Below are 21,006 nucleotides of genomic sequence, written 5' to 3' on the forward strand. Positions count from 1 at the left end.
GCCAGGCGGGTCGTTGAGGAATTTCCGCAGGTAGGGGGGTGGGAGGTAGTTGGCTTGTGCGAGACGCCGGATGAACATGGGACCGCCCTCTCCCGCCTTCGGCCGGACCTGAAAGGGAAGTGGAACGAGCTGCGGGTCGGCGTCGGCGAGTGCTGTCACCCTGCGCCGCCCGCTGTTGGCGGGTTGTTCGGGCGATCGCGCCCGGAGGCAATGTCCAAGTCGACGGCCAGCAGTCCGCTCTTAGTGATCTTCTCGGTGCCGCTCAGGATGGCGTCGACGGCAGCCCCGCGGATCTGGTGGGCGAGGGTGCCGATCATGCCGCCGGTGCGAGTGTGGAGGAAGCGGTCGAGTCCGGCCAGGGTGCCGCGTTTGTGCTGGTGCAGGAGGAGAGTTTCCTCCATCTGCGCCACGAGCCCTTTCCATTCCTTGTTGTAGGGGAACTGGTGGGTGATCACAGAGGTGAAGCGTCCTGCAATCTGGTCACCGCGGGTGCCGGAGAGAAGACCCCCGGATTCGATGTCGATTCCGGCGTAGGCGAACGTAGCTGGGATGCGCTCAGAGAAGTACTTGAGGGTGTCGGATGCCTCGGCTCCCGTGCGGGTGTACAGGGAGATGTTATGGATCTCGTCGACCAGGACCAGGCCGGTGCGGGCGGTGGTGCAGACGCCGACCACGGCTTCGGTCAGGTCGGTGAAGTTCAGGCTACGGGTGACGGGGAGGCCGAGGAAGCGAGCGAACTCGGCGGCGATCATGCGGGATGTCGCGGATGGCGGGACGGTGATGTAGATGACCGGAATGCGTTCGTCCTGCCCTGGGTGCCGGCGCCGGTCCACGAGTTCGTGGGCCAGGCCGAGCTGGGTGAGAGCAATCGTCTTGCCGGTGTTCGCTGGCCCGGAGACGAGCAGGCCGCGGCGGGCGCTCACCGCGCCGCGGTTCAGGATGATCAGGCGACGTCCTTGAAGTAGCGGCGACGCAGGCGGGCGACCGTGTAGGCCGTCACGGGGCGACCGGACCGGGACAGCTCGGCCGCCTTGGCCTCGTCCCGTGCGGCCAACGATGTGCCGGCCCCGTATTCCTCTCGCGGCGTAGCGCCGGGCTCCGCGTCCGGCGGAAGTCCATGTACGACTTCCAGAATGTGGCCCTCCCACCACAGAGCCTGCTGGACCGCTGCGGCAAGCAGCAGGTCCAAGCCGGACGAGGCAGGCAGCGGTATCCGCTCCGGGCGGAACAAGACCTCGAAGGTCTCTGCCGCGAACAGATCGAGCAAAGCCACCACGCGATGCGGAGCCTCCGCGTCCTCCAGAACTACGGCCTGCGCAGTCACTTCGAGCACTCCGCGGACCTGCCCGTCGAACCGAACCCGCTCTCCAACTGCCAGGATTGGCGGCCGCCTCAGTCGGCCCATTGCCGCCGCCCCTCCGTCCAGACCAGGCTTCCGGTCTCCAGCAACCCTTCCGAGAGATCCACCTTCAGCTTCCCCAACCACAACAGGTGGAACAGCACCGGCAACACCTGGATCCGGTCGCCGACCAGCTCAGCCCCGTCCCACAGACTCTTCGGTTGGCTGAAGACCTCCAGAAGTCGCTCGACTACCGCCCCCGGTCGACCGCAGCGTGCCCGGCGATACCGCGCCAGCCACCGAACGTTCGCCATGAAAATCGGCTCGGGACGGCCCGCCCACTCAATCCCAGCCCACCGCAGAGCAGGCTCGCTGAGTCGCCACGAAGGCCTCCCACGTGCCCTCATCCATATCGTCCTCAGCACGGACATCCACGATCCGCGCCTGCCCTGTAGCCAACCGGACAAAGTAGTCAGGGGCGTGGCGGCGACGCCGTTCGCCGTCGTGCCAGTGCAGCCAGAACGGCTGCGCCAATATCGCCCTGACCTGCGGATCTCTATCGAGCAGGATCAACCGGTCTCGCTCGAGCCAGGACTCATAGCCCACGTGATCCCGCACGGTCGCCGAGTAGTACCAGCCTGCGAAACCCGGCGTTCCCTTGTCCCAGCGGAACGGCCGGACAGGTTCGACTGCCTCGAACGGAACCTGCCAACTCGCCCCCAGAGGGTGCCTGCGACGCTCACCGTTACTGAGAAAGTCCAGCTCAAACGCTGTTAACGCTTCATCGCCATACGCACGCGACAGCGCCTCCACCGCACCCCCAACCCGGCAGGCCGAGCAGATCCTCAACCTTCGGTGAGACTAACGAGCGCTTCAGCAACTTCGCTGAGATTCGCGGAATCTTCGCTGAGACAGGTCACTTCTGCCCTGTCTCACTCGATCGAGTTGTTCTCTCGCACGACTGCGCGACGACCGGGCGGCACGTCGGCGGATGCCCTCGGGCACGCAGCAGTGGTGGCCGCAGGTTGAGCCCGCCGAGGGCGCATGACAGGCTCATGCCCGTGATCGATGACTTCGCGAAGGAGTACCTGCACAGTGATCTCCGAGAGATACGCGAGGCGATGCTCTGGAAGCTCGACGGGCTCGGCGAGTACGACATCCGCCGCCCTCTGACCTCGACGGGCACCAACCTTCTCGGCCTGGTCAAGCACCTGTCGATTCTGGAGTCCAGGTACTTCGGCGAGGTCTTCGGCCGGCCGTTCCCCGAGCCTCTGCCCCGGTGGGACGATGCCGGGGAAGACGGCGCCGACATGTGGGCGACCGAGCACGAGACGCGCGGCGAGGTCGTCGACCGTTACCGTCGCGCCTGGGAACACTCGGACGCGACCATCACCGCCCTCGCCGTCGACTCTCCAGGCCACGTGCCCTGGTGGCCACGCCCCGACGTGAAGCTGTTCAACGTCCTGGTCCATATGCTCACCGAGACAAGCCGGCACGTCGGACACGCCGACATCCTGCGCGAACAACTCGACGGGTCGACAGGCACAACAGCCCAGTACGCGACACCGCATCGCGACGCGGCCTTCTGGGAAGCCCAGTGCGCGAAGATCGAGCGAGCCGCCGAAGCGGCCGCCGCCGAGCCCGATCACACTGGTTCCCACGACACCACGCTTTGAAGGACTTCGTCGGGACAGGACACCTCCGTGCTCAGCTGACGGGTGGGCGGCGATCGGTCCAGGGGTGTGCGAGTTCGAGGGTGCGGGACACCTGGAGCAGGAGGTCATCCCGCCAGGGTGCGGCGACGATCTGGACGCCGACCGGCAGGCCGGTGGCGTCGTCGTGGTGGACGGGGAGGGAGACCGCCGGCTGGCCCGTCACGTTGAACACCGACGTGAACACCCCCATCGGGTAGCTGTTCCGCAGCGCGGCCAGAGGATCGTCGTCGGTGCCCGCCCGGCAGGCGCCGACGAACGGCGGGAGGCACGCCATCGTGGGCGTGACCAGCAGGTCGAAGCCGGCGAGGAAGCCCTCGACGATGCTCCGCGACAACTGCTGGGTCTTCCGCACCCCTTCCGCGTAGGACCACGAGTCGATCGATCGTGCCGCAGCACGCAGGGCACGGTCGTGGGGCTCGACCCGGTCCGGGTCCACGAGCGGGATCCCGCTGCCGCCGATGTTCCAGACGGTCGTGAAACGATTCGCGTAGCTTGGCGCCATGCGATCCGCCGAGTCGGCTCATGACGCCGGGGCGATGTGGGACATCGCCACCCCCTCGCGGCCCGGCCTGCTGCCAGGGGTCGACATGGCCGGATTCCGCGCCCGTACCACGGACTTCGTCGACCTGGACGTGGTCCCGTATGCGGCTGTCACGGTGGTCGTGGACCTCGGCGACGGCCCGCTCGCCGTCGACGACACCAGCGGCCGCCGGCACAACGGCAGTGTCGTCGTCGGACTCGTGCCCAGCGGTGTTCGGGGGCGCGGCCATGACATCGAGTGCCTGGAGGTGCGGCTGGCGCCGCCGGTCGCGCACGCGGTGCTCGGCGTCTCTTCGGAGCTGGGCGGAACGGTGGTCTCTCTCGACGACCTCTGGGGCCGCGACGCCACGCGAACCCAGGAACGACTGCGCGCCGCAGGGTCATGGGACGACCGGTTCGCGATCGTGGAGGCGGCACTCGTCCGACGACACGAGGCGGGCCGGGCGATCGATCCCGAGGTCGCCCTCGTGTGGGGGCGGATGGTGACGAACCTGGGAGGGGTGCGGATCGAGCGGCTGGCGGCCGAGGTCGGCTGGAGCCGTAAGCGTCTGTGGTCCCGATTCCGGGCCCAGATCGGTCTCACCCCCAAGCGTGCCGCGCAGCTTGTCCGTTTCGACCACGCGGCCCACCGGCTGGCCGCGGGTCACAGCGCCGCACGGGTCGCGGCGGAGATCGGCTACGTCGACCAGTCCCATCTCCATCGGGAGGTCATGGCGTTCGCCGGTGTGACCCCCACGGCCGTCGCGGTCGCGCCGTGGCTCGCGGTCGACGACGTGGCGTGGGCCGCCCCCGCGTACCTGGCCGAGACATGACCCGACGGTCTGCACCCGACGGTCTGCGCCCGGCGGACGCGCGGCCGGTGGCGGCGGTCGGCCACGGGGGAACATTTCTCCAAGACGCCCGTCGGCCGAGCTCGTGACACTGCGCGTATGTCCACGACGCGTATGTCCAAGAACCGTGATGACTCCCCATTGCCGCGCGTTCGGTGGCCGCGGTACGGCGTTGACGCTCCGGCGTTCGCGGCGGCACTCGGCGCCGTCGGCACGGCCTGCTGCCTGGCCGCCGGCCGGTGGCGGCTGGTACGGAACCCGCTGGCGACCGCGGGGGCGGCACTGCTCGCCCACACCGGCATCTACCTGCACACCACACTGCACGGCAAGCTGCGCATCTGGAGACGGGAGCTGGACCGGGCCGGCCTGAAGGGCGACGAGGAGCTGCTGGACCTGGGCTGCGGTCGCGGGGCGGTGCTGATCGAGGCGGCCAGGCGGCTGCCGACGGGGCACGCCGTGGGTGTGGACCTGTGGTCCGCAACGGACCAGAACGGCAACCGGCCCGAAGTCACGCTCGCCAACGCCGCCGCGGCCGGGGTCGCCGACCGGGTGGACGTGCACACGGCCGACATGACCGCGTTGCCGTTCGCGGACGACTCCTTCGACGTCGTGACGAGCGCGCTGGCCATCCACAACATCCCGTCGCCCGAGGGGAGACACCGCGCGGTGGACGAGGCCATGCGGGTGCTGCGGCCGGGCGGCCGGTTGCTCGTCGCCGACTTCTGGCCGATGGCCAGGCAGTACGCCGCGCACATCGGGCAGGGCACGCTGCGCGGACTCGGCCCCGGATACTGGTACGGCGGCCCGTGGCTCGGCGTCACACTGCTGCACGCCGTCAAGCAGCAGCTGTGAGCCGACGCGGTGCGCATGTCCCCCCGTCTAGGGTGCGGACATGACATCGCAGAGCAGCCGGCAAACCACCCCGCACGCCACCCCGCAGCCCTACCTCTCCGAACTGTTCTCACTGGCGGACCGGGTCGCCGTGGTGACGGGCGGCAGTTCCGGCATCGGCCGGGCGATCGCCGGGGCCCTCGCCCGGGCGGGGGCGAGCGTGGTGATCGTGGCGCGCAAGGAGGCGGAGCTGTCCGCGGCGGTCGACGAACTGGTCGCGGACGGCTGCCGGGCGGCCTGGGTGAGCGCCGATCTGAGCACCCGTGACGGGGTGCGCGCGGCGGCCGAGGAGTCGGCCGGGGTGTTCGGCGAGCCCGACGTCCTCGTCAACAGCGCCGGGATCAACGTGCGGCCGCCGATGGGCGAGCTGGGCGACGACGTGTGGGACGCCACGATGGCGGTGAACCTGGAGGCGCCCTATCTGCTGGGCCTGCGCTTCGGTCCCGGCATGGCCGAGCGGGGCTTCGGCCGGATCATCCACATCAGCTCCCAGCAGGCGCACCGGGCGTTCGTCCAGAGCGGCGCCTACGGCGTGTCGAAGGGGGCGCTGGAGTCGCTGGCCCGCTCCCAGGCCGAGGCGTGGTCGCCGCACGGCGTCACCTGCAACACGCTGGTGCCCGGCTTCGTCATGACCCCGCTCAACGCACGCCTGTCGTCCGACCCGGAGCGGGTGGCGGCGCTGGCCGCCCGCACCATGGTCGGACGAAACGGATTGGCGGAGGACTTCGCCGGCGCGGCGGTGTTCCTGGCGAGCAGCGCCTCCTCGTACGTCACCGGACAGGCCCTCTTCGTGGACGGCGGGTTCTCCGTCCACTGAGGCCCGGCGGACGGGCCGGCGAACGGGCTATGCCGCCTGCGGAGTGAAGGACCGCAGGTGGTCCCCGCCCGGCTCGACGACGCCGTAGCTGCCCTCGGGCACCTCGTTCCAGGCGCCGGGCAGGTCACCCAGGGGTTCGGAGACGACCAGGCGCGTCTCGTCGGAGACCCCGCGCAGGAACTCGATTTCGGGGTGGAGCTGGCGCAGGGTGTCCACCCGGGTGCTGTAGTAGAGCGACCGTGACGCCTTCTGGCTCGAGTAGCGGAAGCCCCACAGTCCCCGTCCGTCGGTGACGGCGACCGTCATCTGCAGGGGGAACTCCACACCGTGCTCGTGCCCGGTACGTTCCACGAAGCCCGCCATCCGTTCGACGGCGGCCGGCGGATCCTCCTCCAGTCCGAAGGTGAGCGCCAGGTAGAACATCGTCTCGGAGTCCGTCGACCCCTCCATGGCGGAGAAGAGATCCGGGTCGATGGCCAGGACGAGGTCGCGCCGCATCCGGTCGAACCCGTTGATCGCCCCGTTGTGCATCCACATCCAGCGGCCGTGCCGGAAGGGGTGGCAGTTGGTCTGCTGCACCGGGGTGCCGGTCGTGGCCCGGATGTGGGCGAAGAACAGCGGGGAGCGGACATGGCGGGCGAGCTCGCGCAGGTTGCGGTTGCTCCACGCCGGACCGGTGTCCCGGAAGATCGCCGGGGTGACGGCGTCCGGGTCGTCCGGGTCGGTCTCGTACCAGCCGACGCCGAAGCCGTCGCCGTTGGTCGTCTCGACGCCCATCCTGGCGTGCAGGCTCTGGTCGATCAGCGAGTGCTGCGGTCGGTAGAGGATCGTGTCGAGGAGTACGGGGGTTCCCGAGTAGGCCAGCCATCGGCACATCGTCCGTCCCCTTCCTGGTCGTGGTCGGGCGTCACGCAGACCTGTCGGACCGTACGACGCAGAGGGCCCAGATGATGAACGCGGAGAACGCGATCATCACCACGGACCACACCGGGTAGTACGGCAGGGAGAGGAAGTTGGCGATGATGATGAGGGCGGCGATCACCACTCCCCCGACGCGGGCCCAGGTCGCCGTCTGGAACAGACCCAGGCTGACGATCACCGCGACCGCGCCCAGGATCAGGTGGACCCAGCCCCAGCCGGTGAGGTCGTACTGGAAGACGTAGTTGCGGGTGGAGACGAAGATGTCGTCCTCGGCGATCCCCATGATCCCGCGGAAGATGTCGAGCACTCCGGCGATCATGAGGATGACTGCGGCGAAGGCCGTCAGGCCCTCGGCCCAGTGCCGCCTGGTGGCGTGCGCGCGCGTGGGGTTCGTCGTCATGGCAGGCCTCGTTTCGGTGTCGTTGTCGCGCTCAGTGGTGTCCGGTCGTGCCGTGGCCGCTCAGGACCAGTTGCTTGGCACGGTCGTACTCCTCGTCCGTGAGGTCCCCCCGGGCCTTGATCTCGGACAGCCTGGCCAGTTCGTCGACGCTGCTGGTCGGCCCGGCCTGCCCCTTCGCGGTCTCCCGGATGTAGTCGTCGAACTCCTTCTGCTGTGCCCGCGCCTGGTCGATCTCGCGGCGGCCCATGTTCTTGCCCCGGGCGATGACGTAGACGAACACGCCCAGGAACGGCAGCACGACGCAGAACACCAGCCAGCCGGTCTTGGCCCAGCCGCTGAGGTCGTCGTCGCGGAAGATGTCCAGGACGACCCGGAACAGCAGGACGAACCACACGATCCACAGGAAGAACCAGAGCATCGTCCAGAAGGCGCTCAGCAGCGGATAGTCGTACGCGAGGTACGTCGGTCCAGTCATGTCTTTCCTCCGTTCCGCGCGACCGGCGCCCGCCGGCCGTTCCGTGCCGTCTTCAGCGTGCGCACGGCAAGTGGAACGCGCCTCACCCGAGGGGGGTGAGACCGGCGCACGGCGTCCTGAGCGCGTGGCCTGCATGTCTCAGCCGCTCTGGGCAGGGCCGTGCCCGCCCGTGGGGACGCCCGCTCTGCGCAGTGCGGCCCGCCAGGCGAGGGCGAGCACCACCTCGACCAGGCCGAGCAGGACCAGCCACAGCCCGAGCAGCCGGGTCAGGGCCCGCGCCGACTCGGTGGGCAGGGCCAGCACCACGACGCCCGCGACGATCGCGAGCAGCGCCCCGCCCAGGACGAATCCGCGGTGCGGCAGGTCCCGGGCGGCGAGGGCGGTGTAGAGGGTGAGGATCCCGGACACCAGCCAGACCACCCCGACGATCAGCGAGAGCGCGGCGATGGTCTGGAGGGGGTTGCGCAGACAGAGCACGCCGGCCAGGACGTACAGCACCGCCAGCAGCAGCCCGGGCAGCCGTTCTCCGTGGCCTTCCCGGGCGAACACCGCGACGAACCGGAACATGCCGGTCACGAGCAGGTACAGGCCGATGAGGACCGCCAGGACGTGCAGGGTCTCGTCCGGCCAGACCAGCACCAGGACACCCGGCACGAGGGTGGCGACGGCCGACCCGAGCAGCCAGGTCCAGGACCGCCCGAGGGCCGCCAGGACGTCGGCGGGGTCGGCGGCGCCGGGGACGTACGCCGTCCCGGCGGCCGCCCCGTGAGGGGTGTGTTCCGGTCCCGTGGGCGGGTCCGGATCACGCGGCACGGTCATGGCTCCTCCTCGCGTGATCCGGCGGGCCGTGAGCGGACCGCCGGCGGGGCGCTGTGTGGTGACCTCACCAGGCCAGCCTGCCGCCCGCGCCCCGGCCGCCGGGTCACCCGCCGCGGGTGATCCGGGCACCCCGCGGCCGCGCCGAGAGCCTCTGAGGCGGGCGGGGGCAGGCCGGCGGGGCAGGTCATTCCGGGAGTTGGCGCATCTCCAGGACGCGCAGCCCGAGCGACTGGCAGCGGGCCAGCAGGCCGTACAGGTGCGCCTCGTCGATGACGTGCCCGAACAGGACGGTCTGCCCGGACATCACCACGTGCTCCAGTTCCGGGAACACCTTGGCCAACGTCTCCGACAGCTGTCCGTCGACACGGATCTCGTAGCGCATGAGTCGCTCACTTTCCCGGCGGGCGCTCACTTCGTTGTGATCCTCCGCCGCGCCGCCCGCACCGGCCTCACCCGTTGCAGGTGATAAGGGGTCAATGTGTCAGCAGCAGCTTGCACACGATGATCGGCAGACCGAGCACCAGGTTCACGGAGGCGCTGACGGTCACCAGCCCCCACGAGGCACCGGCCCCGCGCGCCGCGGCCGCCGACCAGCCCACCTGGCCGGCGACCGCGACGGCGAGCGCGAGCCAGAGCGCCCCCGACACGTCGAGGCCGAGCAGGGGACTGACGGCGACGGCGAGCGCCGGCGGCACGGCGGCATTGACGATCGGCCACTCCTCCCGCGCCACGTGCAGGACGACCCTGCGGTCGAACCTCAGCTGGGCCAGCCGCGCCCCGAACAGCTGGGCGTGCACATGCGCGATCCAGAACACCAGACCGGTGAGCAACAGCAGCACCACCAGCTCCACCCGCGGGAGATCCCCGACCGAACCGGCGCCGAGAACGACGGACGCGGCGAGCATCGAGCCGTAGACCCCACCGGTGTAGTCGGTCCGCGGCACTCGCCGCGCCTCAGACACGGCTGTGGTCCCTCGCCGACCCGGCCTCCCTGGCGGCCGGCCGGGTCGGCAGATGCGAGGTGACCAGCAGACTGGCGAGCGTGATCGCCCCGGTGGCGAGGATCGCCGCCTTCAGCCCGTCCAGCTGCGCCGAGGCGTAGGAGTCCGTGAGCGCGTCGACCTCGGCCGGCGGCAGACCGGCCTGTTCGGCCGCCGAGCGCACCTGGTCGGTCGCGACGAAGCCGATGCCGGCCTCGAGGGCGACGCTCGTCTGCTGCTTGGTCTCCTCCGACAGCTTCGGATGGTCCTCCACCTGGGTGGTGAAGGCCTGGGCGAGGGCTCCGACGAGCAGCGACCCGATGAGGGCGGTGCCCAGCGCGGAGCCCAGGTTCTGGGCGGTGAACTGCAGCCCGCCGACCTCGCTGCGCTCCTCCTCGCCCACGCTGGACTGGACGACGTTGCCGAGCTGCGAGGCGAGCAGGCCCACGCCCACGCCGAGCACGGCCATGGCACAGGCGAACTGGGCGTCGTCGATGACCGGATCGATGGTGGCCAGCAGCCACACCACGGCGGCGGCCAGGATCAGCAGGGCCAGCCGGACCACCCGGCGCGGTCCTGCCGCCCGTCCCAGCCGGGCGGCGAGCATGGACGTGGCGAGCATGGTGACGGACACGGGCAGCAGCCGCAGCCCCGTCTCGAAGGCGTCGAAGCCCTGCACCACCTGCAAGTAGAGCGGGATCGTGAAGAACAGACCGAGGAGGATGAGGTTCTGGCTCAGCAGGCACATGAGTCCGGAGCGCAGGGCGGGCCTGCGCAACAGCTCCAGATGCACCAGCGGGTCGACGTGCCGCTCCTCCCGGTGCCGCTCCCAGCGCACGAACCCGGCCAGCACGGCCGCACCGGCACCGATCACGAACAGCGTCGGCGCGAAGCCCAGGACGGTGAACGGCGGGTTGCGCGGCTGCACCCAGCCCCAGGTGCCGCTCTGCAGCACGCCGAGCACGCCGAGCCCCAGCCCGGCCGCCGAGAGTGCGGCGCCGACACCGTCCAGGCGGGGGCGCGGCCCGGTCCGCGGAGCCTCTGTGATCACCCGGCGGCAGGCGAGGATCGCCAGGACGACCACGACCTCACCGGCGAACACCAGCCGCCAGGTGAGATACGTCGTCACCCAGCCGCCCAGCAGCGGGCCGACGGCGATGCCCGCACCCGCGAGCCCGCCGATGACGCCGTACGCGACGGCCCTGTCCCGCCCCCGGTAGGCGGCGGCGACGAGGGCCGCCATCGCCGGCAGCACCATCGCGGCGCCCAGCCCCTCGATCACCGACCAGCCCACGGCGAGGACCCAGAGGGTGGGCGCCGCGGCGGTCAGGGCCGATCCGGTGCCGTAGACGACGAGTCCCAGGAGGAACATCCGGCGCCGTCCGAGGATGTCGCCCAACCGGCCTCCCACGATCATGAAGGCCGCCATGACCAGCGCGTACAGCGTGATGACGGCCTGGATGGCGGTCACCTCCGTGTCGAAGTCCTCGACCAGCCGGCTGATGGAGACGTTCATGACGGACGTGTCCAGAACCATCAGGAACTGGGCGGTGCCCAGGACGATCAATGCCCGCCAGTGCTTCACGTCGTCCACCTCGCCGAGTCGGCCCGGGACGCCGTCGGGCGTCACCCGCGCGGCGACCGCCACCGACCGGCCGCCCCCTCCATCGCAGCTCAGAAGCCCGTCCGGTGCCTCACCCGCCATGGGCGAGTCTGCTGCCGCGCGGCCCTAGTGCAGCCCGTCCGCGCCCTTGAAGACACGGACCGTCCCGGCGGGCATGCGGCCACGCCGTCATCTCCCTGTTCGAACGTTTTGGAGCGCGAGGTCCAAATATTCGCCCACCCCTGAAACAGCGCCCGTTCAGTGCCGGATGTCAAACGACAGGGTGAGATCCTTTTCCCGAACCGGGAGGGGCACCACCGGCGAGTCTTGAGGGCAGATCCGGCAGATCATCTGGGCACCGATTCCGGTATTCGTCGCGCCCCGTGCGGCGACAGCATCGTGAGTCCGGAGCACGGGGCAGCACCAGACAACAAGCGAGCAACGAGGCACTGGTTGACTCTTCTGGGACGACGCGTGAGGTCGTCCCGTTTCTCTTTCGAAATGGAATTCGCGTTTCTCTGTCCGCGTGTACGCCCTGATCCGATCCCGGGGGAAAGCGATCCGATGTCCGTCACAACCATGTCAACCAGCGCCAGGTTCTCCGAGGCACTCAAGAGCGTCACATGGGACGACCACGAGAAGGCCGAGCACACCGAGTACATGCGGGCCATGCTCGCCGGAAAGCTCGACATCTCCGCTCACGCCTCCTTGCTTGCGCAGTACTACTTCGTGTACGTCGCACTGGAGGAAGCCGCCGAAGCCATGCGCGACGACCCGGTCGGCGGCAAGTTCGTCTTCGACTCCCTCATGCGCACCGAAGCGCTCGAAGAAGACTTGGAGTACTTGCTCGGTGCGGCCTGGCGCGACCAGATCGAGCCGCTCGAGGCCACCAAGGAGTACGTCGCGCGTTTACGCGAGGTCTGCTTCGACTGGCCGGGCGGGTACATCGCGCACAGTTACACCCGCTACCTCGGCGACCTGTCGGGCGGCCAGGTCATCAGAGCGTCGCTGGAGCGCGCGTTCCCCGACCGGCTCGCCAACGGCACGGGCGTGGCGTTCTACCTGTTCCCGGAGATCCCGGAGATCGAGGACGTCAGGGCGTTCAAGGCCGACTACCGTCTTCTCCTCGACGCGGTGGAGTGGTCGGATGAGACGCGGCAGAAGGTGATCGGCGAGGTGCTTCTCGCCTACCGCGTGAACATGAAGGTCCTTGCCGAGTTGGGGCGCGGCCTGCCGCGTCACCTGCTCGACAAGAACCAGAAGGGCAGAACCGCATCATGAAATTACCCGAGGACATCGGCGTCGTCCCGCTCAGGCGGCGCGGTTGCGGTACGGCAGTGGTCCGTTCGACGGCGTCTGCCTCCGGCCATGAGTGAACCGCGACTTCCCCACCTGGACGAGGACTGGTCGTCCGCGCTCGCGATCGTCGCCCATCCCGACGACATGGAGTACGGGGCATCGTCCGCGGTGGCTCGATGGACGTCTCAGGGGAAGCGGGTGGCATACGTGCTCGCCACGAGTGGCGAGGCGGGGATCGACGGCATGCGAACGACTGAGGCAGGGCCGCTGCGTGAGGCCGAGCAGCGAGATTCATGCAAGCTCGTCGGGGTGTCGGACGTCGACTTCCTCGGTTTCCCGGACGGTGTCGTCGAGTACGGGCTGCCGTTGCGCCGCGCGTTCGCCGGGGCGATCCGCCGGTACCGTCCCGACGTCGTGATCACGGGCAACCATCGGGAGACGTACGCCGGCGGGATGCTGAACCAGGCCGATCACATCGCCACGGGACGCGCGGTGATCGACGCCGTCCGCGACGCCGGCAACCGATGGGTGTTCACGGATCTGCTCGATGCCGGCCTGGAACCGTGGAACGGCGTGAAGTACGTCCTGATCGCCGGCTCACCGACGCCGACGCACGCCGTGAACGTCGACGAGCACCTTGCCGCGGGTGTGGCGTCGTTGCAGGCGCATGCGGCTTACCTCGCGGGTCTGGGTCCCGGCTTCCCGGACCCTGACGAGTTCCTGGAGTCGATCGCCCGGATGGCGGGCACGCGGCTGGGAAGCAGGTTCGCTGTCGGCTTCGAGGTGTTCCGGATGGGGTGGCCAGACCAGGACGGTGTGTGATCCGACGCCCGACAACCCCGCCGCAGTTTGCCATGACTGCTGGTCAGAGCCGGTGTGGCGGTGAGGGCGCTCGACTCCGCGGCCGGTCGCCCGGGTGACCGCTGATGCGGCCCATGGCCAGGAACGGGGCTTCGGACGGATACCGGCGGACGCCGGCGTCAGCCATGTTCCGGGGGCTCCGTCTCACTGGGCACCGGCCCCGGAGCCCTGCCGGCGCAGTTCGCGCTTGAGAACCTTGCCGGCCGCGTTACGGGGCAACTCCTTCACCACGCGCCACTGCTTCGGTGTCTTGAAGCCGGCGAGCCGCTGCCGACAGTGTGCCGCCAGGTCCTCCGGTTCGATCCGCCGGTGCGGCAGCGGAACCACCCAGGCCGCGATCTCCTCGCCCCACCGCTCCGAGGAGACTCCGGTGACGGCGACGTCCGCGACGGCCGGGTGCGCCAGCAGCACGTCTTCGACCTCCCGCGGATAGACATTCACGCCGCCGGTGACGACCATGTCCGTCTTGCGGTCGACGATATAGACGTAGCCTTCTTCGTCGACGGTGGCGATGTCACCACTGCTCAGATACCCGTCGTCGGTCGTACAGGCCGCCGTCGCCTCGGGGTTGCGGTGGTAACCGTTCATGAGGAACGGCGAGCGGCTGAACAGTTCCCCGGGCTCGCCCGGGGCGACCGGAGCCCCGCCGGGATCCACCACACGCAGTTCCGTCATGTACCAGGGGTGGCCCACCGAGCCCGGCTTGCGCCGCATGTCCGCCGGACGCAGATCGGTCACGACGCCGGCCTCGGTCGAGCCGTACACCTCGTGCACTCCCGTGTGCGGGAATGTGGCCATCACCCACTCCTTGAGCTGCCGGGGCAGGGCTGCCGCGTTGAAGAACAGCGTGTCGAGACTGCTGAGATCGTGGCGCCCCAACGCCCTGTCCCCGAGCGCCCGCAGCGTGTGAGCGTGGGTCGGGACGAGAAACAGCGACTGCGCCCGGTGCCGCTGCACCAGTGCCGGCAGTTCCGCCGGGTCCCACTTGCGGAGCATCACCACGGTGCCGCCGGTGTGGACCGGCGCGTACCCGAATGCGAAGCCCGCGCCGTGGTACATCGGTGCGACCGCGATGGAGGTCCGTCCGTTGGCCAAACCCCATTCCAGCGCGGAGCAGTAGAACGTCAGGGCCCGCGAACGGTGGCTGATGACGACCCCCTTCGGGGCGCCCGTCGTGCCGGAGGTGTACGCGATGCAGAAGGGATCGGACTCCCGCACGGCGACGGCCGGATCCCGCCCCGGAGCCCGGTCGAGCACGGCCTCGTACTCCGGACCGAGGCTGTCGCCGTCGATGCAGAGCACCGTCCTGATGCCGAGGTCCGCGACGGCGGCCGCGGCCGTGTCGGCCAGGCCGTTGTCGAGGACGAGGGCGCGGCAGTCGGAGTGGCCCAGGATGAACGCGCTCTCGACGGCGGTGAGTCGCGGGTTCAACGGCACCATCACGAGTCCGGCCTTGGCGATACCGCAGGCGATCTCCGGGTATTCCAGCCGGTTGCCCAGCAGGACGCCCACACGTTCGCCGCGACGCAGACCGGCGCCGAGAAGGGTGTTCGCGAGCCGGCTGGCCCGTTCGTCGAGAGCCGCGAAGCACAGCGTGCGGTCGCCGTCGATGACGGCGACCGCACTCGGCGTCGCCTTGGCGTATTCGCGGATGCCATCGGCAATGGTGATCGCCGCGCCCCCGGGCAGCAGGACCATGATGCATTTCCTCCTGTGTTATCGGAGCGGAATAATCAGCACACAGAAAACTCCACTGTCAATTCGACTGTTGCATTGTGGTTGTTGATCTGCTGCGAGATGACCGCCGGGGTTGACCTTATGAGTCCGATGAGAAACGATGATCTTTCGTAAAGCAGAAACATTTGTCTGGTCAATGGAATACCTGCCTTGCGAAAGAGGTCCCCATGCGCCCCCATGTGGAACTGATCCAGGAAGACGACTACGTCTGGCACAGTGCGGAACTCGTCGGCGGCGAGGGACGAGCCGACGAACGCCGCCTGTCGGTCGACGAGGAGGACGGCTCCTCCTCGTTACGGATCGACTTCCACACCGACTGGGGACGCGGTCCCGGCATCCACCACGCCGACACCGAGTACTACGTGCTCTCCGGCTCCATGACCTACGACGGCCGCGAGATGGGCAAGGGTGCCTACGTCTACGTGCCCAAGGGCGTACCCGCCGGCGCGATCACCTTCCGCGAAGGCTCTCGGATCCTGCACTACCGGGAATACGGCGACGCCGGGTTCGACCGCGTCGACTCGCCGGCCGCACCGCGGTGGGACGGTGCGCGGGAGGACGTCATCGTCCTCGACAGCGAGGCGATGAACTGGGATGCGGTGCCCAACGCGGGACCCATGCCGGGACTGTTCATCAAGTACCTGCACATCGACCCGATCACCGGTTTCTACACCCGGCTGGTGCACGCCCAGGAGGGCTGGGCCGATCACCGGCTGGCCCATCACCCGTGCTACGAGGAGGCGTACACGACACAGGGACTGATGGAGTACAACTTCGGGACCCTGGACCTGGGCACTTACTTCTTCCGGCCCGCCCGGGTCAAGCACGGGCACTTCACCTCGATGGAGGGCGGTGCCACCTGGCTGCTGCGCTCCGACGGAGAACTGCGCAACTGGTACACCCAGAACGAGTGGCTCCGTTGGGGCGGCGAGGCGATCAACTACGGCGAGGGCGGCGGTATGCGATGGTCTCAGTCCTCGCACGACCTGGCCGACCGGCCCACCCGCCGCAGCGCGGAAGACCTGCGGACCCTGCGTCGGGCCCTGGAGTACCAGCGGGAAACGGGCGCGAACGACGGTGACTACATACCGCACGGCCAGGGCACCGACCCGAGCCTGACAGCGATCGCGAAGGCGCTGGACATCGCGCGGCTCCAGGGTGGCCACGACGATGGGCACGGGCACGACCATGGGCACGGGCACGGGCACGGGCACGGGCACGACGATGGGCATGACCACGACGAAGAGCATCGGCACGGCCACGAGCCGCGCGCGGTGGACTGGGGTGCCGACTTCGCGACGCTGGAGCATCCGGACCAGCGGACGGACGCCCACGCGCACAACTGGGGCCGGGGGCGGCCGTGGAAGGAGGGGGACGCCATTCCGGGACCCATCATCTCGTCGCTGCCCGTTCGCAGCCGCTCGCGCGGCCGGTGGGACGGCGACGGGATGTAGGCGCCGGCCCGTCGCCGGGGGACATCAGCCGGCGAAGAAGTCGGTGAGGGCTGCGGCCAGCACCGCCGGATCCGGCGAATGCCCCTGGCCCTCGAGGACGCCGCGCCGGCCCCGCGACAGCGAGGCGGCCATTGCCTCCGCCGCTCCGTCCATGGCCGCCATCCATGGGGCAGCGTCCGGAGCATGTCCCGCGGTACCGGTCAGGACCAGCGTCGGCTGCCGGACAGCTGCCAACCGCGCGGAACTCGGCCGGCCGGAACCCAGGCACGCCGCGTCGTAGGCGAGGGTGTGCGCGAGCGATACCGCGCCGTCCCAGAACGATGCCGATCGCGCTGCGACGACGTCTTCGTCGGACGCGCCGGTGACTCGGAGGAACAGCTCGAGCGCAGCGCTGCGCTCGCCGACCGCGAGCGCAGTCTGCACCCCGTCGAGGTAATCGCGCCATCGCCGCGGCCACTCCGCAGACATGTTGTACGGCACCTCGTACACCGCGATCTTCGCGATACCTGTCAGCCCGGCGGCCACCGCCTCGAGAGCGAGCGCACCACCGGAGCACCCGCCGTAGAGATACCGCGGTTCGTCGAGGGTCTGGATCACCGCCGCCAGATCCTCGAACTCCCGCTCGACGGCGTACGGGAAGCTGTCGCCGCTGCCGCCCCGTCCGCGACGCGCGTAGTTGAGCACCGTGAACCGGCGGCTCAACTCGGCGGCGAGACGGACGTTCCCGCTGCCGTCGCCCAGCGCGCCGGACACGAGCACGAGGCCAGGTCCGCTGCCGCTTTGCTCGTAGGCGATGGTCGTCCCGTCCTGCGACGTGACCCGCCCCTCGGTGCAGGTCACTCCGCCGACCGGCTCCGTTTCAGACGACACCATGGTGGAATGTCCTCCACTCTCACGAAGGCGCGAGCGCCGCGCCCGTCAGGGATGAAATTCGTAGTTCGGTGGGCAAGATCGCTCGCGCGCCGCAAGGCGATTCGAGGGGCGCCCCTGTCAGGGGCACCGCGCTGCGCGTACTCCGGTGACCTGCAGGTACTCGAAGACGTATCGGTGGGGGCCGTCTGCGGGGCCGGAGTCTGCCGCACGCGCGAAAGCCAGCAGGTCGGCGTCCAGTGCGGCGGTGCGCTCGGCGTCGCCCGCCGTGCCCGCGTAGGCGGCGATCACCGGCGCGAAGTGCGCCTTGTACAGAGCGATCAGCTCCTGCGGTGACCGGTCGAACCGTGCGACCACCGGCCGCGTCGCGGTACTCAGCTCGGCGCACCCGGCGCCGAGCAGCCGTGCCACGTGCGCCGGATCGCCCCACTCGACCGGCGTCCGCCCTCCAGGGGGTGGCGGCGGCGTGTGCCTGGCCAGTACCCGGAAGAAATGCCCGCCGGCACCGCCGGAGATCCAGTTGGCCATGGCCAGTCTGCCGCCGGGACGGCACACCCGCAGCAACTCGCGAGCCGTGGTCAGGTGATCGGGCGCGAACATCGCCCCGATGCACGACATCACCACGTCGAACTCGCCGTCGTCGAACGGCAGGGCCTGCACATCGCCCTCGATCCAGCGGACCCGCAGGTGCTCGGCCCGCGCGACGCGCTTCCCGACCTCCATGAGCTGCGGCGTCACGTCGATGGCGGTCACCTCGGCTCCCGCACGCGCAGCGAAAAGAGTCGCGTTGCCGGTACCCGCGCCGACATCGAGGACGCGTTGACCCGGCCGAATGCCCGCCGCGGCCACCAAGTCCCGGCCGAGGTCGCTGAGCAGCGCCGCGATATGCGCGTAGTCGCCGAGTGCCCACAACCGCTGTGCCGCGGGGACGGCTCGGCCGGATGCGGTCGTCGGTGTGTCCGTCATTCAGATCTGCTCCGTTCAGCACGAACCGTGGCCGCACCGCATGGCGGGCGGTGCGGACCCGGCGACATCTCTCGAACACGCCTCAGTGCTCTCCGGAGGGCCTGGGCTCCACCCCCAGCGCGGCACACGCGTCGTGATACATCCGAACAACTTCGGCCCGGATCCGGGAACGCTCGGTGATCGGCGTGCTCCACGGAACCCGGACGGTCTCCTGGGCATCGTTCACCACGGCCTTGAACTCGATACCCACGCCGTCCACGGTGACGACCTCGGCCGCGGTGGCGTCGGGCCGGTTGCCGAGTGCCTTGACGATGAGCAGCGAGTCCTCGGGGTGGTCGAGGTTCATGTGATCGACGACCGCGGTGATGGTCAGCTCGTTGAACGGGTTCGACGCGGTAGCCGCCGCCTGTTCGACGCGGGTCTCGTCGATGAGTGTGCGCATTTCGAGCTTCCCGTCGCGGATCCACTGCCAGGTGCGGCTGCGGTGGATGCCGTCGTCGGACAGGACGATGAGCTCGAACAGCCGCAGGTCCTCTCCCCGGGCCTTGTAGGTCCAGGTCAGGTAGAGGCTGTTCTCGTCGAGAGCCCAGACGACGCCCCTGATGCGTTCGGTGTCGAAGTGCAAGCGCCCATGGCCGTCGTACACGCCGGGGAATTCATGGACTTCGGTGCGGCCGTCGGGCCACGTGTAGGTGTTGGTCTGGTGGTACTGGTACTCGCCGTCTTCCGGGAACGAGCACGTCATGTGCGAGCGGTGCTGATCGGTGACCTTGCCTTCCGGGTCGACGTGCGTGTACGTCCCCACCCAGACGCCGTCGTGCCTGGCGAGCAGCGGCATACCCTCGCGGATTCCCATGGCTCTCCTCAAAGGAAGTTGTGCGTCGCGTGGACGATTGCGGTCCGCGCGGCGCCGTTGACGCCGACCGCGCCGGCGCCCGGGCGGTGTGCGAGTTCCCGGGCCGCGCCCTGCACGGGTCCGGAAGCGGCAACCGACTACCGCCTGTCCGAACGGCATGGGAGTCACGCGGTACGGCTGCCGGCGCACCATTCGCGCCACGTGATGCCGCGCGGCGCCAGTTCGCGCGCGTGGAATGCGGTCCAACTGGTGTCGTTCGGCGCCGGGGAGGGCGCAGACGGAGCCGTTTCGTAGTGCGGGTGACTCTCCCGTACGGCGGCCTGCAGCCACGGCTCCAGATCGGCGAAACCGTCCAGGGTCCAGCCACGGGCGTGGTAGACGAGGCCGCCGTGCGCGGAGTCGTCCGCAATGGCCATGGCGGGGATGTACGGGCACGCGCGCGTCCACGAGTTGACCACCCGCATGGCGCCGTCCGGGGTCGCCGGGCCTGCCGCCCTTGCCTCCGCCTCGCGGCTGTCGACGAGGAAGTCGAAGAGTTCCCACGCGGTGTAGGTCTTGTTGGCCAGGCCGAAGTCGTCGTCTATCCCATACCGCTCGGCCAGGGAGTAGACCGGCGGGACGTCGACCGTCCAGACGAGCGTGCCGTGCAGGCGGGCCGGCGTGACGGATCCGCCGAGAGGCACCTGCGCGGGACCGAACAGACCGTACAGAACGCCGTCCCGGATGCGGTACCGCGAGTCCACGTGGTCGTTCGTGATCGGCGGGAGCGGACGCGTCTGCCCGTCCAGCGGGTTCGTCCAGGTGGTCAGCGGCTCTCCGGTTGCCGGGTCCACGTAGAACACGATCTCACGGGAGAGCAGGTGCAGGTCGCCGGTCCGGGGGTCGGCGGCGAGGCGTCGGATGTTGAAGCCCTCGATGCCGAACAGCGTTGCCCCATGCGGAAATACCGGGCCGTACGCGTCGCCGCGCACGTGGTTCAGCACCTTGCCGCTGATCCGGTACAGCATGTCGTGTCCGTCCGGACGTCCCAGCAGTTGCACGAACAGCCGGGAATCGGGATCGGCGAGCGAGGCAAATAATTCTTCGGGGGAAGTCAGGTCGTCGGCCACGTCGGTGTTCCTCCCGGTGCCGACGCGCTGCCGGCCAGAGTGTCGGCGTCACTGCCACCATCGTGTCCACGGACGATGCCGACCGGGACCGGCGGGTCGGTCACGATGCGGGTGTCGAGGAACTCCCACCACTCGTCCTGGCTCACCCGCTCGGTCTCCCAGGAGTTGTCGGCTTTGTGCCCGGCCAGCGCTCGGCGGTACGAGCCCCAGGCCGCTTCGTCCTCGAACGCGGCCCAGTTCTCCAGCACGTACACATCGCCCACGACGCTGTAGTACCAGCGGACTTCGCGCACCATCGGCAGGTCGCGGTAGAACCACTGCTCGCGCTCTTCAAGCCATGCCCAGAACTCCTTCTGGTTGCGACGCGACCGCTCAGTCAACTTCATGCGGTACACGAGGTAGATCACAAGTCGAACTCCCGTCCTCCAGAAAGCCGTCGCGGGAGGCATGCTAGGCGGGTCCGTGCGGTCAACAGTGGATCTTCGCGCAGCCTCGAGGGCGAGATCACCGACCATCTCGGGCAC

At 69.4% G+C, this 21,006-nt stretch carries 24 protein-coding genes and 1 pseudogene; 7 read left to right on the forward strand and 18 right to left on the reverse strand.

The window, feature by feature from the left end; translation table 11 throughout:
- Window positions 1–155 precede the first annotated feature (155 nt).
- The 4 genes and pseudogenes from ABT057_RS40610 to ABT057_RS40625 form a co-directional block, all read right to left on the reverse strand.
- Window positions 156–956: pseudogene (locus tag ABT057_RS40610) on the reverse strand (TniB family NTP-binding protein); the annotation flags it as partial.
- Window positions 944–1,333 (reverse strand): hypothetical protein, encoded by a 390-nt coding sequence (locus tag ABT057_RS40615; protein WP_352349021.1) that lies wholly within the window; start codon window positions 1,331–1,333, stop codon window positions 944–946. The pseudogene ABT057_RS40610 and the gene ABT057_RS40615, both read right to left, overlap by 13 nt.
- Window positions 1,334–1,392: 59 nt before the next feature.
- Window positions 1,393–1,653 carry a hypothetical protein gene (locus tag ABT057_RS40620; protein ID WP_352348969.1) on the reverse strand — a complete coding sequence of 87 codons (261 nt, stop codon included), beginning with the start codon at window positions 1,651–1,653 and terminating at the stop codon, window positions 1,393–1,395.
- Window positions 1,654–1,681: 28 nt separating this feature from the next.
- The gene (locus ABT057_RS40625; RefSeq protein WP_352348970.1) at window positions 1,682–2,152 is read right to left on the reverse strand and encodes a TnsA-like heteromeric transposase endonuclease subunit; all 471 of its coding nucleotides are present in this window, start codon (window positions 2,150–2,152) and stop codon (window positions 1,682–1,684) included.
- A gap of 248 nt (window positions 2,153–2,400) precedes the next feature.
- Between ABT057_RS40625 and ABT057_RS40630 the strand changes: the two genes are divergently transcribed.
- Window positions 2,401–3,015, forward strand: a complete 615-nt coding sequence (locus ABT057_RS40630) for a DinB family protein (RefSeq protein ID WP_352349015.1) — start codon at window positions 2,401–2,403, stop codon at window positions 3,013–3,015.
- 31 nt (window positions 3,016–3,046) lie between these two features.
- Here the strand turns inward: ABT057_RS40630 and ABT057_RS40635 are convergent, their stop codons facing one another.
- Window positions 3,047–3,556, reverse strand: coding sequence for an amidase family protein (locus ABT057_RS40635; protein WP_352348971.1), 510 nt, complete (start codon window positions 3,554–3,556; stop codon window positions 3,047–3,049).
- Here ABT057_RS40635 and ABT057_RS40640 point away from each other — a divergent pair.
- The 3 genes from ABT057_RS40640 to ABT057_RS40650 all read left to right on the forward strand — a co-directional run bounded on the left by ABT057_RS40640 (window position 3,555) and on the right by ABT057_RS40650 (window position 6,132).
- The gene (locus tag ABT057_RS40640) at window positions 3,555–4,406 is read left to right on the forward strand and encodes a helix-turn-helix domain-containing protein (protein WP_352348972.1); all 852 of its coding nucleotides are present in this window, start codon (window positions 3,555–3,557) and stop codon (window positions 4,404–4,406) included. The two genes, ABT057_RS40635 and ABT057_RS40640, sit on opposite strands and share 2 nt — an antisense overlap.
- A 117-nt stretch (window positions 4,407–4,523) precedes the next feature.
- Window positions 4,524–5,276 carry a class I SAM-dependent methyltransferase gene (locus tag ABT057_RS40645; RefSeq protein WP_352348973.1) on the forward strand — a complete coding sequence of 251 codons (753 nt, stop codon included), beginning with the start codon at window positions 4,524–4,526 and terminating at the stop codon, window positions 5,274–5,276.
- Between the two features lie 40 nt (window positions 5,277–5,316).
- Window positions 5,317–6,132, forward strand: a complete 816-nt coding sequence (locus ABT057_RS40650; protein WP_352348974.1) for an SDR family NAD(P)-dependent oxidoreductase — start codon at window positions 5,317–5,319, stop codon at window positions 6,130–6,132.
- 27 nt (window positions 6,133–6,159) lie between these two features.
- On the opposite strand, the gene ABT057_RS40655 is transcribed toward ABT057_RS40650, so the two are convergent.
- The 7 genes from ABT057_RS40655 to ABT057_RS40685 form a co-directional block, all read right to left on the reverse strand.
- Window positions 6,160–7,008: a class II glutamine amidotransferase gene (locus tag ABT057_RS40655; protein WP_352348975.1), complete on the reverse strand. Its 849-nt coding sequence runs from the start codon at window positions 7,006–7,008 to the stop codon at window positions 6,160–6,162.
- Between the two features lie 31 nt (window positions 7,009–7,039).
- Complete coding sequence (locus tag ABT057_RS40660; RefSeq protein WP_352348976.1) at window positions 7,040–7,453, reverse strand: DUF7144 family membrane protein; 414 nt, start codon at window positions 7,451–7,453, stop codon at window positions 7,040–7,042.
- A gap of 31 nt (window positions 7,454–7,484) precedes the next feature.
- Window positions 7,485–7,928 (reverse strand): SHOCT domain-containing protein, encoded by a 444-nt coding sequence (locus tag ABT057_RS40665; protein ID WP_352348977.1) that lies wholly within the window; start codon window positions 7,926–7,928, stop codon window positions 7,485–7,487.
- A gap of 138 nt (window positions 7,929–8,066) precedes the next feature.
- Window positions 8,067–8,747 (reverse strand): HdeD family acid-resistance protein, encoded by a 681-nt coding sequence (locus ABT057_RS40670; protein WP_352348978.1) that lies wholly within the window; start codon window positions 8,745–8,747, stop codon window positions 8,067–8,069.
- 184 nt (window positions 8,748–8,931) lie between these two features.
- Window positions 8,932–9,129 carry a DUF8691 family protein gene (locus tag ABT057_RS40675; protein WP_352348979.1) on the reverse strand — a complete coding sequence of 66 codons (198 nt, stop codon included), beginning with the start codon at window positions 9,127–9,129 and terminating at the stop codon, window positions 8,932–8,934.
- A 91-nt stretch (window positions 9,130–9,220) separates the two neighbouring features.
- On the reverse strand, window positions 9,221–9,652 hold the full coding sequence (locus ABT057_RS40680) for a hypothetical protein (protein ID WP_352349016.1): 432 nt from the start codon (window positions 9,650–9,652) through the stop codon (window positions 9,221–9,223).
- Window positions 9,653–9,701: 49 nt separating this feature from the next.
- Window positions 9,702–11,312 (reverse strand): MFS transporter, encoded by a 1,611-nt coding sequence (locus ABT057_RS40685; RefSeq protein ID WP_352349017.1) that lies wholly within the window; start codon window positions 11,310–11,312, stop codon window positions 9,702–9,704.
- Between the two features lie 597 nt (window positions 11,313–11,909).
- On the opposite strand from ABT057_RS40685, the gene ABT057_RS40690 reads away from it, so the two are divergent.
- Complete coding sequence (locus ABT057_RS40690; RefSeq protein ID WP_352348980.1) at window positions 11,910–12,611, forward strand: biliverdin-producing heme oxygenase; 702 nt, start codon at window positions 11,910–11,912, stop codon at window positions 12,609–12,611.
- A gap of 87 nt (window positions 12,612–12,698) precedes the next feature.
- Entirely contained in the window at window positions 12,699–13,451 is a 753-nt protein-coding gene (locus ABT057_RS40695) for a PIG-L deacetylase family protein (RefSeq protein ID WP_352348981.1), read from the forward strand.
- Window positions 13,452–13,634: 183 nt separating this feature from the next.
- Here ABT057_RS40695 and ABT057_RS40700 read toward each other — a convergent pair whose 3' ends face one another.
- Complete coding sequence (locus ABT057_RS40700) at window positions 13,635–15,188, reverse strand: class I adenylate-forming enzyme family protein (RefSeq protein WP_352348982.1); 1,554 nt, start codon at window positions 15,186–15,188, stop codon at window positions 13,635–13,637.
- Window positions 15,189–15,394: 206 nt separating this feature from the next.
- Here ABT057_RS40700 and ABT057_RS40705 point away from each other — a divergent pair, with 206 nt between their 5' ends.
- Window positions 15,395–16,681, forward strand: a complete 1,287-nt coding sequence (locus ABT057_RS40705) for a DUF4437 domain-containing protein (protein ID WP_352348983.1) — start codon at window positions 15,395–15,397, stop codon at window positions 16,679–16,681.
- Between the two features lie 24 nt (window positions 16,682–16,705).
- On the opposite strand, the gene ABT057_RS40710 is transcribed toward ABT057_RS40705, so the two are convergent.
- From ABT057_RS40710 to ABT057_RS40730, 5 genes are all read right to left on the reverse strand, one after another.
- Complete coding sequence (locus ABT057_RS40710) at window positions 16,706–17,521, reverse strand: alpha/beta fold hydrolase (protein ID WP_352348984.1); 816 nt, start codon at window positions 17,519–17,521, stop codon at window positions 16,706–16,708.
- A gap of 150 nt (window positions 17,522–17,671) precedes the next feature.
- Window positions 17,672–18,517: a class I SAM-dependent methyltransferase gene (locus ABT057_RS40715; protein ID WP_352348985.1), complete on the reverse strand. Its 846-nt coding sequence runs from the start codon at window positions 18,515–18,517 to the stop codon at window positions 17,672–17,674.
- 82 nt (window positions 18,518–18,599) lie between these two features.
- Window positions 18,600–19,373: a DUF2470 domain-containing protein gene (locus ABT057_RS40720; protein ID WP_352348986.1), complete on the reverse strand. Its 774-nt coding sequence runs from the start codon at window positions 19,371–19,373 to the stop codon at window positions 18,600–18,602.
- Between the two features lie 164 nt (window positions 19,374–19,537).
- Window positions 19,538–20,482: a DUF1838 family protein gene (locus ABT057_RS40725; RefSeq protein ID WP_352348987.1), complete on the reverse strand. Its 945-nt coding sequence runs from the start codon at window positions 20,480–20,482 to the stop codon at window positions 19,538–19,540.
- The gene (locus ABT057_RS40730) at window positions 20,467–20,868 is read right to left on the reverse strand and encodes a hypothetical protein (protein WP_352348988.1); all 402 of its coding nucleotides are present in this window, start codon (window positions 20,866–20,868) and stop codon (window positions 20,467–20,469) included. The genes ABT057_RS40725 and ABT057_RS40730 overlap by 16 nt, the downstream gene beginning before the upstream one ends.
- Between the last annotated feature and the right edge of the window lie 138 nt (window positions 20,869–21,006).

It is taken from the genome of Streptomyces sp. NPDC002588 (assembly GCF_040295925.1).
Lineage (GTDB): Bacteria > Actinomycetota > Actinomycetes > Streptomycetales > Streptomycetaceae > Streptomyces.